This window comes from Mycobacterium sp. 236(2023) (assembly GCF_029623955.1).
GTDB lineage: Bacteria > Actinomycetota > Actinomycetes > Mycobacteriales > Mycobacteriaceae > Mycobacterium.
Map to the genome: position 1 here is coordinate 206646 of NZ_JARSBP010000001.1, position 13282 is coordinate 219927.

Sequence of the window (13282 nt, forward strand, 5' to 3'; positions counted from 1 at the left end):
GGGCGGTCCTCAGTAGCGCGGCGCCGGCGGCGGCGGCGGTGCCACGGGCATGCACAGGCCGGTGGCGGTGTCGAGGTACTTACCGGGCAGGCAGAACGGACTGCACCCGTAGATGACACCGGTCTGACCGGGTGGGCACTGCGCGACGGACGTGGCAGGCGGCGTGAATGCCGCGGCCAACGGTGCTGCCGCCGCGGCGGCAGCGATGGCAGCCACTCCCAGATATCGCGACAACGTTTGTCTCACAATTATTCTCACTGAGATTCCCCCTCAGGTTGTCGGGATACCGGTGGCGACGCGGGGTGCGTCCTTGGCTGGTGCGACGTCGAGGACGAACTCCGCGACCCTGGCCCGGTGCTCTTCTGCGTTTCCGAGCAGTGCAGCGTCGGTGTAGGCCCGCTTGTAGTACAGATGTGCCTGGTGTTCCCAGGTGAATCCGATACCACCGTGGACCTGAATGGTGTCGGTCGCAACCTTGACGAACGCCGCCGAGCACGTCGCCTGCGCGATGCTCGTCGCGAGCGCGGGATCGTCGGTCCCGTCGGAGAGCGCCCACACCGCGTGGTACGCCGTCGAGCGGGCGTGCTCCAGGGCGACGAGGTCGTCGGCAAGTCGGTGCTTGACGGCCTGGAACGAGCCGATCTGTCTGCCGAACTGCAGCCGGCTCTTGGCGTACTCCACCGACAGGTCGAGCAGATGCTGCGCCGCCCCCACCTGTTCGACGGCCAGCAGCGCGGCGCCGACCTGCAGTGCGTGGGTGATGACTCGCTCGGCGTCGTCAGGGCCGGCGACCTGTTGTGCCGTGGCTTGCTTCAGTTCCACCGTGGCCTGTGGACGGGTCAGGTCGAGCGTGTTCAACGGGATGCGTTGCACCCCAGGACTGTCCGCCTCGACCGCGTACAGCGCGATTCCGTCGGGGGAGTTGGCGGCGACCAGAAGCACATCGGCCGCACCGGCGTCGACAACCTGCTCGACCGTTCCCGACAGCGCCCAGCCCTGCTCGGTGGGGACGGCCTCCACCGAGACCGACAGCGGATCGAACGCACCTGCGTCGTCGCTGACGGCGAATGCCGCGGTGCGAGTGCCGTCGGCCAGACCCTCCAACAGCTCGCGAGAACCGGACCCGGCGACGAGCGCCGGAATGGCCAAATACACGGTGCCGAACAAGGGTCCGGGGGCCAGCGACGCGCCGAGTTGCTCGACCGCGACGGCCTGGTCGACGAGAGTGCCGCCGGCGCCGCCGTCGGCTTCCGGAACCGCCATGCCCAGCACGCCGAGTTCGGAACCCAGGCGCGCCCAGACCTTCGCGTCGAAGGGTGGGTCCGACACCATCTGGTCACGCACGGCGGACTCGTCGATGTGGTCGGCGCAGAACTTGCGGACCGCAGCGCGCAGTTGGGTCTGCTCGTCGGTGAACACGAACTCAGAGCTTGCGGACTCAGCCGAGCCCTTGGGCTGATCCACAAGTTCCTCAGCCGTGCTCTTGGGCTGATCCACAAGTTCCTCAGCCACGCGGGATCTCCTTCCACGGCATCCCTGCATCCGCCCGCAGGTCTCCCGGTAGGCCGAGCACCCGCTCGGCGAGGATGTTGCGCATCACCTCGGACGTGCCGCCCTCGATCGTGTTGGCGCGGCTGCGAAGGAACCGCTGCTGAAGGGGTCCGCGCCAGTCGGCGGCGTCCCCGTCGCTTCCGTCCATCGAGTAGCCGTCGTAGAGGATCCCTTCGGGGCCGAGCAGGTCCATGCAGAACTCATAGATGTGCTGGTTGAGCTCGGCGCCGACGAGCTTGCCGACCGAACCTTCCGGTCCAGGACCGCCGACCGTCGCCGATGCCCTTGACCGTTCCGACGTCAGCCGCTGAGCTTCGGAGCGCAACCATAACGAACTGAGCCGATCCCGCAGGACCGGCGTGTGCAGGTCCGGACGCGACGCCCACAACGCGACGGCATCCGAGATCGTGCCCGCGCCGCGACGATTACCGCTGCCGCCGAGCGCGCTGCGCTCGTTCATAAGCGTCGTCATCGCCACGCGCCAGCCGTCGCCGACCCCGCCGAGCCGGAATGTGTCGGGGATACGGGCGTCGGTCATGTAGACCTCGTTGAACTCCGCATGCCCCGTCATCTGCCGCAGCGGACGGGTCTGCACACCGTCGCCGTGCATGTCGATGACGAAATACGTGAGCCCCTTGTGCTTGACCGCGTTGGGGTCGGTGCGGGCAAGCAGCAGCCCCCATTTGGCGCGGTGCGCGAGGCTGGTCCACACCTTCTGGCCGTTGACGACCCAGGTGTCGCCGTCCAGCACCGCGGTCGTGGCGAGTCCGGCGAGGTCGGAGCCCGCACCCGGCTCGGAGAACAGCTGGCACCAGATGTCCTCGGTGGTCGCGAGCGGCCTCAGCAGTTGCTTGCGGACGTCGTCGGTCTGGGCGTGCTCACGAACCGTGGGGGCCGCCATGCCGTACCCCATCGGGTTGAGTCCGAGCGGGACGGGCCCGCCCGCACCCTGCAGGATGCGGTCGGCCACGGCTTGCAGACCGCGGGACAGTCCGAGGCCGCCGAAGCCTTCTGGGAAATGCACCCACGACAGGCCGGCGTCGAAACACGCACCGAGATATTCCGGAATCGGGACGGTCTTCGGGTCGTGATCGGCGACCACACGGCGTGCGGCGTCGGCTACCCGGTCGGCGTCAGTGCCCATAGCTGCACACTAAATCAGCGTGCAGCTCTTCCGGCAGGGGATCTAGCGAGCGGTCAGCGCGAGGCGCTCGTGGTGCGACCTGTGGCGACGCTGAAGCAGGAATCGGAGCCACCGAACATCGAGTATCACAGTGATCCTTAAGCGGTCTTGGTGAGGAGGGGGAGCAACTGGCGGCGTGCGACCATCGCATCGGCGAAATGGTTCAGCGCCTCGGGAACCGAGCCTGCGGCCGGGAATTCGATCCCGGCGTCGCTGAGGGTCTGCTCGACCGCGCGGCTGGCGATCAGAGACCACTCATCACCGGCAGCGGTGCAGAGGTCATCGATGACGAACAGCAGCGAAATGGCTTCCTGCGTAAAGGAATCCACGTCGCTGAGGTCCAGGACGAAGGCTTTTTCCGGAAGGATGAACCGGTCGATGTAGCGGCCGGCACGCTCGACATTGGCGCTGTCGAGATGGCCGGACACCTTCACGACGGTGGCCAGTTGACGACAATGCGCCCGAATGTCAGCGCCGTCGCAGTTGAACGTCGGATTGCCGTACATCGCAGCCTCCCTCGATCTATTGCCCTTCAGTGGCCCGTCGGTGGGTCACATATTGATCAAGGTAGTGAGACAACTTAAGGCTGCCGGCAGTATCGACTAATACTTCGGTAAGACTTCTGAAGCTGTCAGCTAGCAAACTCACCGGTAACTTAGTCGCGGCGCTGGGCCTGCGCGCCGGTGTAACCGACCCACGGGTTGTAGTCCGCGAGAAGGTCTTCCTGGGGTGGGCGCTGTTCGTCGGCGACGTGCTGGAGATTGATCCGGATCCGGTACCAGATGGAGCTCGGACCGCGCATACCGTCGACGAGAACGTCTGCGGGATCGAGCTTTTCGGCGGCTTCCGGGTATTTGTCGCGCCACTGCTGCAGAGCGGCCAGCGCCTCGTCCTTCGTCTTGGTCCGCGCGATCTCTATCAACGGCATCACCGATTGCCGGCGTCCGTCGGCGGATTTGGTGGCGCCCTTGGGCGCCTTCTCCGGCGGGCCCAACTGGTCGGCAAGGTCGAGCAGGGACTCTAAACCCCCTACAGCGTCGTCCATCCCCTCCCACGGATCGCCGAGTTCGGCGAAACGGCTCGGCACGGTGGCGACGGTGAACTCTTCGGGCTTGCAGGTGGCGACCTCATCCCAGAACAACGGCGTCGACACCCGCGCGTCCGGGAGGGCGCGCACCGAGTACGCGGAGGCGACGGTGCGGTCCTTCGCGTTCTGGTTGAAGTCGACGAAGACGCCGTGACGTTCCTCCTTCCACCACCGCGCGGTCGCCGACTCCGGCGCACGGCGCTCGACCTCGCGGGCCACTGCCTCGGCGGCAAGCCGGACGAGCTTGAACGGCCACTGACGGTGGATCCGGGCGTAGATGTGGAAGCCACGCGAGCCTGACGTCTTGGGCCAGGCGACCAAGCCGTGGTCCTCGAGCACCTCGCGTGCGACGAACGCGACATCGAGGATCTGCCGCCAGCCCACCCCGGGCATCGGATCGAGGTCGACGCGAAGTTCGTCGGGGTGGTCGAGATCGTCGGCGCGCACCGGGTGCGGGTTGAGGTCCACGCACCCGAGGTTCACCGCCCAAATCAGCCCGGCCGGGTCGTGCAGGACGGCTTCCTTCGCCGAGGTTCCCCGCGCGTACTTCAGCTCGGCGACGTCGACGAAGTCCGGCCGCTTCTCGGGGGCGCGCTTCTGGAAGATCGCCTCCTCGGCGATCCCTTTGACGAAGCGCTTGAGGATCATCGGCCGGTCCCGCACACCGCGCAGGGCCCCGTCGGCGACGGCGGCGTAGTAGTTCATGAGATCGAGCTTCGTCAGCCCGAGATCGGCGAACACCACCTTGTCCGGATTGGTGATGGGCACCGCTTGCCCGCCGATCTCGAAAGAGTCGTGAGCTGCCATTTCCTCATCGTAGGTTCCAATCCGCAGTGCGACCGGCGTCACATAAGGTTGACGCATGTCGAAGCTCAGCGATCTTCCGTTGCAGGCGCTCGCCACAGTCCAGCAGTCGTCCGTCGGGAAGGTGCTGGAGAAGTATCTGGAGCGAGGCTCAGCCGAGCTGCACTACGCCCGCAAGATGTTCGAGGCGGGCGCGCTGAAGGTGGAGCCGCCACAGGACATCGCCGCGTTCGTCGCCGACATGAGGCGCTGGGGCGAGATCGGCATGATCCCCGCGCTGAACGCCCGGCGGTACCCGAACCGCAATGCGGTCATCGACGACTTCGGCGAGTTCACCTTCAAAGAGCTGGACGACGCGGTCAACGCCGTCGCGAACGGGCTGCTCGCGAAGGGCGTCAAGGGAGGCGACGGCGTCGCGATCCTGGCGCGCAACCACCGCTGGTTCCTGGTGTCGGTGTACGCCACCGCCAAGATCGGCGCCCGGATCATTCTTCTCAACAGCGAGTTTTCGGGACCGCAGATCAAAGAGGTCTCGGAGCGCGAGGGCGCCAAGCTCATCATCTTCGACGACGAGTACACCGCGGCGGTCTCGCAGGCCGACCCCGAACTCGGCATGCTGCGCGCGCTCGGCATCAATCCCGACAAGGAAGAGCCTTCGGGCAGCACCGACGAGACGCTCGAGGAGCTGATCGCCCGCACCAACCCGGCACCGCCGCCGAAGGCGACCAAGCATTCGTCGATCATCATCCTGACCAGCGGCACGACGGGGACGCCGAAGGGCGCCAACCGTAGCGCCCCGCCGTCGCTCGCCCCGATCGGCGGCGTGCTGTCGTCGGTGCCGTTCAAGGCCGGCGAGGTGACGTCGCTGCCCGCGCCGATGTTCCACGCGCTCGGATTCCTGCACGGCACCATCGCGATGATGCTCGGCACGACGCTGGTGCTGCGCAGGAGGTTCAAGCCGGCCACCGTGCTCGCCGACATCGAGAAGCACAGGGTCACCGCGATCGTCGTGGTGCCGGTCATGCTGTCGCGGATGCTCGACGAACTCGACAAGACGTCGCCGAAGCCGAACCTGTCGTCGTTGCGCATCGTGTTCGTGTCGGGTTCCCAGCTCGGCGCCGAACTGGCGACCAGGACGCTGAAGGAACTCGGCCCCGTCGTCTACAACCTGTACGGCTCCACCGAGGTGGCGTTCGCGACCATCGCTGGGCCACAACATCTTTCGATCAATCCCGCCACTGTCGGCCCGGTGGTGAAGGGCATGAAGGTCAGGATCCTCGACGACAACGGCAACGACGTCCCCAAGGGGGAGGTCGGCCGGATCTTCGTCGGCAACTTCTTCCCATTCGAGGGCTACACCGGTGGCGGCGGCAAGCAGATCATCGACGGTCTGCTGTCGTCGGGCGACGTGGGTTACTTCGACGAGCACGACCTTCTCTATGTCAGCGGCCGCGACGACGAGATGATCGTCTCCGGCGGCGAGAACGTCTTCCCGGCCGAGATCGAGGATCTCGTCAGTGGGCATCCGGAGGTCGTCGAGGCCACCGCACTCGGTGTCGAGGACAAGGAGTGGGGCCACCGGCTGCGCTGCTTCGTCGTCAAGGTCGAAGGCGCCACGGTCGACGAGGACACGATCAAGGCGTACGTCCGGGACAACCTCGCCCGCTACAAGGTTCCCCGCGAGGTGATCTTCATCGACGAACTGCCGCGCAACCCCACCGGCAAGATCCTCAAGCGCGAACTGCGCGAGATGGAGATCCCGGAGAGCTGATCTGCGCGTGCTCGTCGCAGGAATATCGGGCCGCCCGCGGTGGTAGTACCTCTGCGTGAACATCGACCTGACCGGAAAGACCGCACTCGTCACGGGCTCGACGCAAGGCATCGGCCTGGCCATCGCGCAGGGGCTCGCCGCCAGCGGTGCGACGGTGGTCGTCAACGGCCGTAACCGGGATCGCGTCGACGACGCCGTCGCGAAAATCGAGGGCGAAGTGGTCGGTGTCGCCGCCGACGTCGCGTCCGCCGACGGCGCGGAGGTCCTGTTCGGCGAGCTGCCCGACGTCGACATCCTGGTCAACAATCTCGGCATATTCGGCGCCGTGCCGGCCCGCGAGATCACCGACGAGCTGTGGCGCACCTACTTCGAGGTGAACGTGCTGGCCGCGGCGCGGCTGATTCGGCACTACCTGCCCGGCATGGTGGAGCGCCGCTGGGGCCGGGTGCTGCAGATCGCCAGCGACTCGGCGATCGTCACGCCGGAGGAGATGATCCACTACGGCGTGTCCAAGACCGCGCTGCTGGCACTGTCCCGCGGGTTCGCGAAAGACGCGTCCGGCACCGGCGTCACGGTCAACTCCGTCATCGCCGGGCCGACGCACACCGCTGGCGTCGAGGACTTCGTCTATCAACTTGTGGACAAGAACCTTCCGTGGGAGGAGGCGCAGCGGGAGTTCATGCGGCTGCACCGGCCGCAGTCGTTGATCGAGCGGCTGATCGAACCGGAGGAGATCGCCAACATGGTCGTCTATCTGTCGTCGCCACAGGCGTCGGCGACGACGGGCGGCGCGCTGCGGGTCGACGGCGGGTACGTCGACGCGATCCTGCCTTAGCTCGAGAACGCTGCTGAACCGGGCACGGCGAGTGTCACCAGCATCAGCAGCAACAGGAACCACCCCGCGCCCTGCCATGCGGCCCAGCTCCTTTCGGCCTTCCACCTTCGGTACGCCGCGACCAGCGCTCCGACGCCTCCCGCGAAGAGAAAGCCGGGAACCAACGCGGCGCTGAACACCGCATCGCGCGGCCCTGCGGCATAGAGCGCGAACGCGATACCCGCGACCACGACCACCCCGAGCACATACGTGACCGCGGCCCGGTACTGCCCCGGTCCGTTGAACCGCTTCTCGGCGAAGTCGCGATCGTTCGTCATCGCATAGCGGGTTCCCGTATTTGCGCCATGCATGCCTCGTGGCTCACATGCGGATGTTCCGGCACCTCGACGGCCTGCGGCGGTCGACGAATTGTGCCACCGGAGAATGGATTCCGGGTTTGCCGACTATCACGTGGGCTTTCGGTGGATCGGGCCTGGCCTGTCCCGCGCGTTCATCTCGTCGTAGAGTCGTCGACGTGGTCGGCGGTTTTGATCGACCTTGGGGCAGCGACCGGACATTCGCACCCCGCCCACTGTTGCCTTAGGTGTTGGTCGATCAGTCCATGCGTAGACAAAGCTTGCTGCACGCATACGTGGGGCATTGGTGGCGGCAGGCTGATCATTTCGATTGGTTCAACGAGTACCTCCACACACGACGTCTCCTCCATGTGTTGCGCGGGGTGATGGTCATCGTCACCACGAGTCTGATCACCGTGGCGACCGCGCTGAACATCAGTCAACTCGGTGGCCAAGGCCGCCTCGGCGCAGGATTGGCATGGTCTGCCGTGGCCACCGGCATCGTGTGCGCGGTGCTGTGGCTCGTTTGCTGGCCGTCGAGGTCCGAGTCGGCGGCGTTCGTGGTGGCTCTCGACGGCAGCATCGCCGTCGTATGCCTGGTCCAACCCAGCCAGATGACCGGACTGGTAGGCGTGACAGCGTTTGCGGTGACCGGCGGCTACATCGCCTGCTGCCACACGTCTCGTCTGATGGCGTGCCATTTCGCTGTCGTCGTGGCCGTCGGCACCGTTCTCGCCTTCGGCCACATGAACGACGGAGGCGACGTGTTCCTCACCCTCGCCGCGTTCGCGCTCGGTCAGGTGATCAACACGCAGGTTGCGTTCGGGTTGCAGTTCGTCGTCCACACCCTCGGCGGAGACGTGGTGGATTCAGATCGTGATCCGCTCACCGGCCTGCTTCACCGGCGAGCATTGTTCCAGCGTCTCAGCGCGGCACTGCTGTCGAGATCCGGAGGCGACGGCTTCCTCAGCGTGTCGATGATCGACCTCGACCGCTTCAAGAACCTGAACGACACAAGCGGCCACGATGTCGGTGACAAAGCCCTCGTCGCAGTCGGCGACATCCTGCGGGCAGTGTCACCCGATCGAACGCTTGTCGGCCGAGTCGGCGGCGAAGAGTTTCTCATCGCGGAGTTTCTCGACAGCGAGGATCCGGGGTCAGTTCCGCAGGAGGTGTGCGACGCCGTCGACCGGATGCCCTTCGTGGTCACCGCAAGTGTCGGCACTGCGGTCGGACGACTGACTGACAGTTCGCCGAGGAACTTCGACGACTTCGTGTTCGCCCTCTACCGGAATGCCGACGGCGCGATGTACGAAGCAAAACGCAACGGCGGCAACCAGACCCGGCACCTGGTGGTGACCGATTGGGCCTGAGCGACCGCCGAGCCCGTCCTACGGATCGCGGGGCAGCCCCAGCAGCCTCTCGGCGATGATGTTGAGCTGCACCTCCGACGTGCCGCCGTAGATCGTCGTCGACCGGCTCGCCAGCAGGTACTCCGCCCACCGGCCGTTGAGTGTCTCCGGATCGCCGACCACGGCGTCGGTGCCAAACGACGACACCGCGAACTCGGCGTAACCCTGACCGGTCTTCATGGACAGCAGCTTCGAGATCGCGGCCGCCGGCATCGGATCCCCTCCAGCCAAGGTCAGCAGCGTCGAGCGCATGTTGAGCACCTTGGCGGCGTGGCCCTCGGCGATCAGGACGCCCGCATGATTCTGGGCGATCTGGTCAAACTGGCCTGCGCCGACGAACTCGACGAACTTGTCCAGGCTCGGCAGGAACGGTGGCTCGCTGCTGCCGATCGAAACCCGCTCGTTGGTCAGGGTATTGCGGCTGACCTCCCAGCCGCGGTCGACCTCGCCGAGCACCAGCTCGTCGGGCACGAACACGTCGTCGATGAAGACCGTGTTGAACATCGCGTTGCCGGTGAGCTCCCGCAGCGGCTTGACCTCGACGCCCTCACTCTTCATGTCGAGCAGGAAGTACGTGATGCCCTGATGCTTGGGGACGTTCGAGTCGGTACGCGCCAGCAGCGCGCCCCACTGTGAATATTGCGCACCGGTCGTCCAGATCTTCTGGCCGGTGATCCGCCAGCCGCCCTCGACCTTGGTGGCCTTCGTCGTCAGGCTCGCCAGGTCAGAACCCGCGCCGGGCTCGGAAAACAGCTGACACCAGATCATTTCGCCGCGGAAGGTCGGCGGCAGGAACCGCTCCTTCTGCTCGTCGGTGCCGAACGCCACGATCGACGGGATGATCCATGCCGCGATGCCCATCTGCGGCCGCTTGACGCGCCCGGTGGAGAACTCCTGGGCGATGATGATCTGCTCGATCGGCTTCGCCGCACGGCCCCACGGCACCGGCAGGTGGGGTTGCACCCAGCCCGCCTCCGCGATCGCGGCGAACCGCTTCTCCCGCGGAATCTCCTTCAGCGCAGCAACTTCGGAGCGGACCTCCGAACGCAGCTTTTCGGTTTCCGGGTCGAGGTCGATGTTGAGCGCCCGCATCCCTGTCGACGTGGCGATGTCGACGACCCGCTGGGCGTAGTCAGAGGAACGGCCGAAGCTGGCCGCCAGCACCAGCGCGCGACGATAGTAGACGTTGGTGTCGTGTTCCCAGGTGAAACCGATTCCGCCGTGCACCTGGATGCAGTCCTGCGTGCAGTGCTGCGCGGCGACGGGCGCCAGTGTTGCCGCCACGGCAGCCGCGAATTCATAAGCATTGTCCGGGTTTTCGCGCGTTTCGTCGATGGCGCGGGCGGCGTCCCACACCGCCGCGGTGGCGCGTTCGGTCTCGGCGATCATGCCGGCGCACTTGTGCTTGATGGCCTGGAACTGGCCGATGGGGCGGCCGAACTGCTCCCGGATCTTCGCGTAGGCCGCGGCGGTGTCGGTGGCCCAGCGTGCGACGCCGATGGCCTCGGCCGACAGCAGGGTCGACATCAGCGCGCGGGCGTGGCCGCGGCTCAGATTGCTGAGCACACGATCGTGGCTCACCTCGATCGCGTTGGCGCGGACGTGGGCGACCGGCCGCAACGGGTCGACGCTCTGGACCGGTTCGATTTCGAGTGCTGCGGCGTCGATGACGACCCACTCCTCGCCGGACTCGATCGAGACGGGCAGCACCAGGAGTGACGCCTGCGCGGCAGCCGGAACAGCGCGCGCCTCACCCCGGATCACCAGGCTGTCGCCCTGACGTGTCGCGGTGAGGCCCGAGTCGATGGCGTAGGCGGCGATGACGGCGCCGGACGCGAGGTCGCCGAGAACGGCCGCGTCCGGGTCGTGCGCGGCGATCAGTGCGCTGGCGATGGCCGACGGAACGAACGGCCCGGGTACCGCGCCGTAGCCGAATTCGGCGACGACGATGGCGAGCTCGAGGATGCCGAAGCCCTGCCCGCCCACCGACTCGGCGAGGTGAACACCCTGAAGTCCCTGTTCGGACGCCGACTTCCAGTACGGCGGGGGATTGGGGACCGGCGTCTCGAGCGCTTCGTGCAGCACCTCCGACGGAGCCACCCGCTCCACGAAGGACCGGACAGAATCGGCGAGGTCGTTGTGCTCTTCAAGGATGGCGATGGGCATGTGCACCTCTTCACATCGGCGTGACCGGCCCCAACCGGTTGGTTGGGACCGAGGTTACCCCGACACCTGGTTCACTACGTTGGCGAGGTCGAGACCGTCACGGAGCCGTTCGCAATTGTCGACGGCAAACTCCAGGTAGCGGCGCATTGTGTCGGCGGTGTACCAGGACACGTGTGGCGTGAGCACCACGTTGGGCAGGCCGAGTAGAGGGTTGTCTGCCGGCACGGGTTCGACGGCGAACACATCGAGCCCCGCCGCGGCGATGCCGCCGGACCGCAGCGCCTCGACCAGTGCCACCTCGTCGACGATGGGGCCGCGCGACGTGTTGACGAGTATCGCGTCGGCTTTCATGCGCGCCAGCTCGTCGTGGCCGAGAAGGCCGTGAGTCGAGTCGGTCAGCGGCAGATGCAGCGAGACGATGTCGCTGCCGGCGAGCAGGTCGGGCAGGCTGCGCCATTGCGGGGTGCCGTCGTCGCGGGTGCTGGTGTGCCGGACCTCAGCTCCCATCGCGACGAGGATGCGCTCGACCTGTTTGGCGATGTTGCCGTAGCCGATCAGCCCGACGGTGCAGCCGCCGATGTCGCGGGCCGTCTCGCCGAGCGTGGGATCCGACGGCCAGCCCTTGCCGGTGCGCGTGGCGTGGTCCAGTTCGGGAAGTCTGCGCAGCGCGGCGAGCATCAGCAGGAGGGTGCCTTCGGCCACCGACGGCGCGTTGGCACCGGGCATGTTGGCGACCGCGATTCCCCGCGCGGTCGCGGCGTCGACGTCGATCGTGTTCACCCCGGCGCCCAACTTGTGGACGAGCCGCACCTTCGAAGCCTTCGCCAGATCGTCACCCGAGATGGGCCGCAGCACATGCCAGATCACGTCGGCATGCGGCAGCTCGCGGTAGAACGTCTCGTCGTCGTCTTCGGCGCAATACCGGATGTCGAGCCAATCCGATTGCGGAGCAAGGAATTCGGTGACTTTCTCGCCCGGAGTGAAATGGGCGAGAACGGTCACCAGCGGCGTGCGATCCACTTGGCGATCGTATCGGCCTTCTCGGATCGCGAACCCGGCGTCGTGAAGTAGTGGTCGGTGTCCATCGAGTGCATCGTCTTGTCCTCGCTGCCCAGGGCGTCGTGGATGCGCTGGGCGTCGGAGGGGAACACGCCGGTGTCCTGCTCGGCGTTGATCACCAAGGCGGGACAGTCGATCCGAGCCAGGTGCGGCTCGGCTCTCGTCTGCGCGTGGCGCAGGCTCCACATTCCCAGCCAGTTGCGCAGCGTGCAGGCCGCGGCGATGCCGTGGGTGGACCGGTTGGCCTTCGCGGGCAGCCCGGCGTAACACATGTTGGCGGGGCGCTTCGTCGGTTCGAGTGTGGGATCGACCATGCGTGGATCGGCCCACGTGCGCATCACGGTGAAGGGCCGGTCGGAGAAGCCGGCGGCGCGAACGCGTGCGAGTTCGTCCTCCGCCCAATCGGTGATGGCGTCGTTGCGGGCGATCTGGGCGGCGCGATAGCGGGCGACGAAACCGGGATCGTAAGCGGGCCCGTTCCGGTCGTTGAACAGGTCGAGGTCCGGATCTGTTGCCACAGCGTCGTTTTCGTCGACGACGGCGGCGTCCATCCATGCGGTCAGCACATCGGGGCGGCCGGGATGGGCGGCACTGGCCACGTAGCCGTCGGCAGGCGGGAGATCGTCGAGTCCGGCGGCGGGGCGCATTCCGTCCAGGGGGGTGACGTGCTTGTCGACGGCGTTGGCCTGGTACGCCGCCATCAGCGACCCGCCACCCGAATTGCCCAGCAGGATCACGGTTTCGATGCCCTGCACCTCGCGCAGCCAGCGAACTCCGGCGCCGATGTCCACCAGCGCGTGGTCGAGGAGGAAGCTGCTCTCGAAACCGCGGAAGCGGGTGTTCCATCCGAGGAAGCCGACGCCCCGGGTCGCCATGTAGTCGGCGAGATAGTGCTCGGAGAAGTCGATCTGATAGTGCGTGGCGATCATCGCCACCTTGGGTTTGCGCCCCATACCGCGGTGGTAGAGCCCTTGGCACGGATGCCCGCCGGACCCCGCGCGGCGCGCGGTGGTGGAATCCAGACCGACGAATTCCCTGGTGACGCCTGGAGCTTGGGGAGCGTTGGTTCGGCTCATTGG

12 protein-coding genes are annotated in these 13282 nt (G+C 66.6%); 3 read left to right on the plus strand and 9 right to left on the minus strand.

Translation table 11 applies throughout. The annotated features are described in order from the left end of the window. Positions 1–9 precede the first annotated feature (9 nt). From P9A17_RS00990 to P9A17_RS01010, 5 genes are all read right to left on the minus strand, one after another. Complete coding sequence (locus P9A17_RS00990) at positions 10–246, minus strand: hypothetical protein (protein ID WP_347403824.1); 237 nt, start codon at positions 244–246, stop codon at positions 10–12. 24 nt (positions 247–270) lie between these two features. Further along, positions 271–1512, minus strand: a complete 1242-nt coding sequence (locus P9A17_RS00995; RefSeq protein WP_278036728.1) for an acyl-CoA dehydrogenase family protein — start codon at positions 1510–1512, stop codon at positions 271–273. Then, positions 1505–2695 (minus strand): acyl-CoA dehydrogenase family protein, encoded by a 1191-nt coding sequence (locus P9A17_RS01000; RefSeq protein ID WP_278036729.1) that lies wholly within the window; start codon positions 2693–2695, stop codon positions 1505–1507. The genes P9A17_RS00995 and P9A17_RS01000 overlap by 8 nt, the downstream gene beginning before the upstream one ends. 137 nt (positions 2696–2832) lie before the next feature. Next, positions 2833–3240 (minus strand): STAS domain-containing protein, encoded by a 408-nt coding sequence (locus P9A17_RS01005; protein ID WP_278036730.1) that lies wholly within the window; start codon positions 3238–3240, stop codon positions 2833–2835. 149 nt (positions 3241–3389) lie between these two features. Next, positions 3390–4628 carry a DNA polymerase domain-containing protein gene (locus P9A17_RS01010; protein ID WP_278036731.1) on the minus strand — a complete coding sequence of 413 codons (1239 nt, stop codon included), beginning with the start codon at positions 4626–4628 and terminating at the stop codon, positions 3390–3392. 55 nt (positions 4629–4683) lie between these two features. On the opposite strand from P9A17_RS01010, the gene fadD2 reads away from it, so the two are divergent. Both fadD2 and P9A17_RS01020 read left to right on the plus strand, forming a co-directional pair. After that, positions 4684–6396, plus strand: a complete 1713-nt coding sequence (gene fadD2, locus P9A17_RS01015) for a long-chain-fatty-acid--CoA ligase FadD2 (protein ID WP_278036732.1) — start codon at positions 4684–4686, stop codon at positions 6394–6396. A gap of 55 nt (positions 6397–6451) precedes the next feature. Beyond that, positions 6452–7231 (plus strand): SDR family oxidoreductase, encoded by a 780-nt coding sequence (locus P9A17_RS01020; protein WP_278036733.1) that lies wholly within the window; start codon positions 6452–6454, stop codon positions 7229–7231. On the opposite strand, the gene P9A17_RS01025 is transcribed toward P9A17_RS01020, so the two are convergent. Beyond that, the gene (locus P9A17_RS01025) at positions 7228–7548 is read right to left on the minus strand and encodes a hypothetical protein (protein ID WP_278036734.1); all 321 of its coding nucleotides are present in this window, start codon (positions 7546–7548) and stop codon (positions 7228–7230) included. The two genes, P9A17_RS01020 and P9A17_RS01025, sit on opposite strands and share 4 nt — an antisense overlap. Before the next feature lie 284 nt (positions 7549–7832). Between P9A17_RS01025 and P9A17_RS01030 the strand changes: the two genes are divergently transcribed. Further along, entirely contained in the window at positions 7833–8939 is a 1107-nt protein-coding gene (locus tag P9A17_RS01030; protein WP_278036735.1) for a GGDEF domain-containing protein, read from the plus strand. Between the two features lie 18 nt (positions 8940–8957). Here P9A17_RS01030 and P9A17_RS01035 read toward each other — a convergent pair whose 3' ends face one another. From P9A17_RS01035 to P9A17_RS01045, 3 genes are read right to left on the minus strand one after another with little or no spacing between them, the layout of a single operon-like run. Then, entirely contained in the window at positions 8958–11144 is a 2187-nt protein-coding gene (locus P9A17_RS01035; protein WP_278036736.1) for an acyl-CoA dehydrogenase, read from the minus strand. A gap of 54 nt (positions 11145–11198) precedes the next feature. Then, positions 11199–12146: a 2-hydroxyacid dehydrogenase gene (locus P9A17_RS01040; RefSeq protein ID WP_278037005.1), complete on the minus strand. Its 948-nt coding sequence runs from the start codon at positions 12144–12146 to the stop codon at positions 11199–11201. Beyond that, positions 12143–13279, minus strand: coding sequence for an alpha/beta hydrolase (locus tag P9A17_RS01045; RefSeq protein WP_278036737.1), 1137 nt, complete (start codon positions 13277–13279; stop codon positions 12143–12145). The genes P9A17_RS01040 and P9A17_RS01045 overlap by 4 nt, the downstream gene beginning before the upstream one ends. Positions 13280–13282 lie beyond the last annotated feature (3 nt).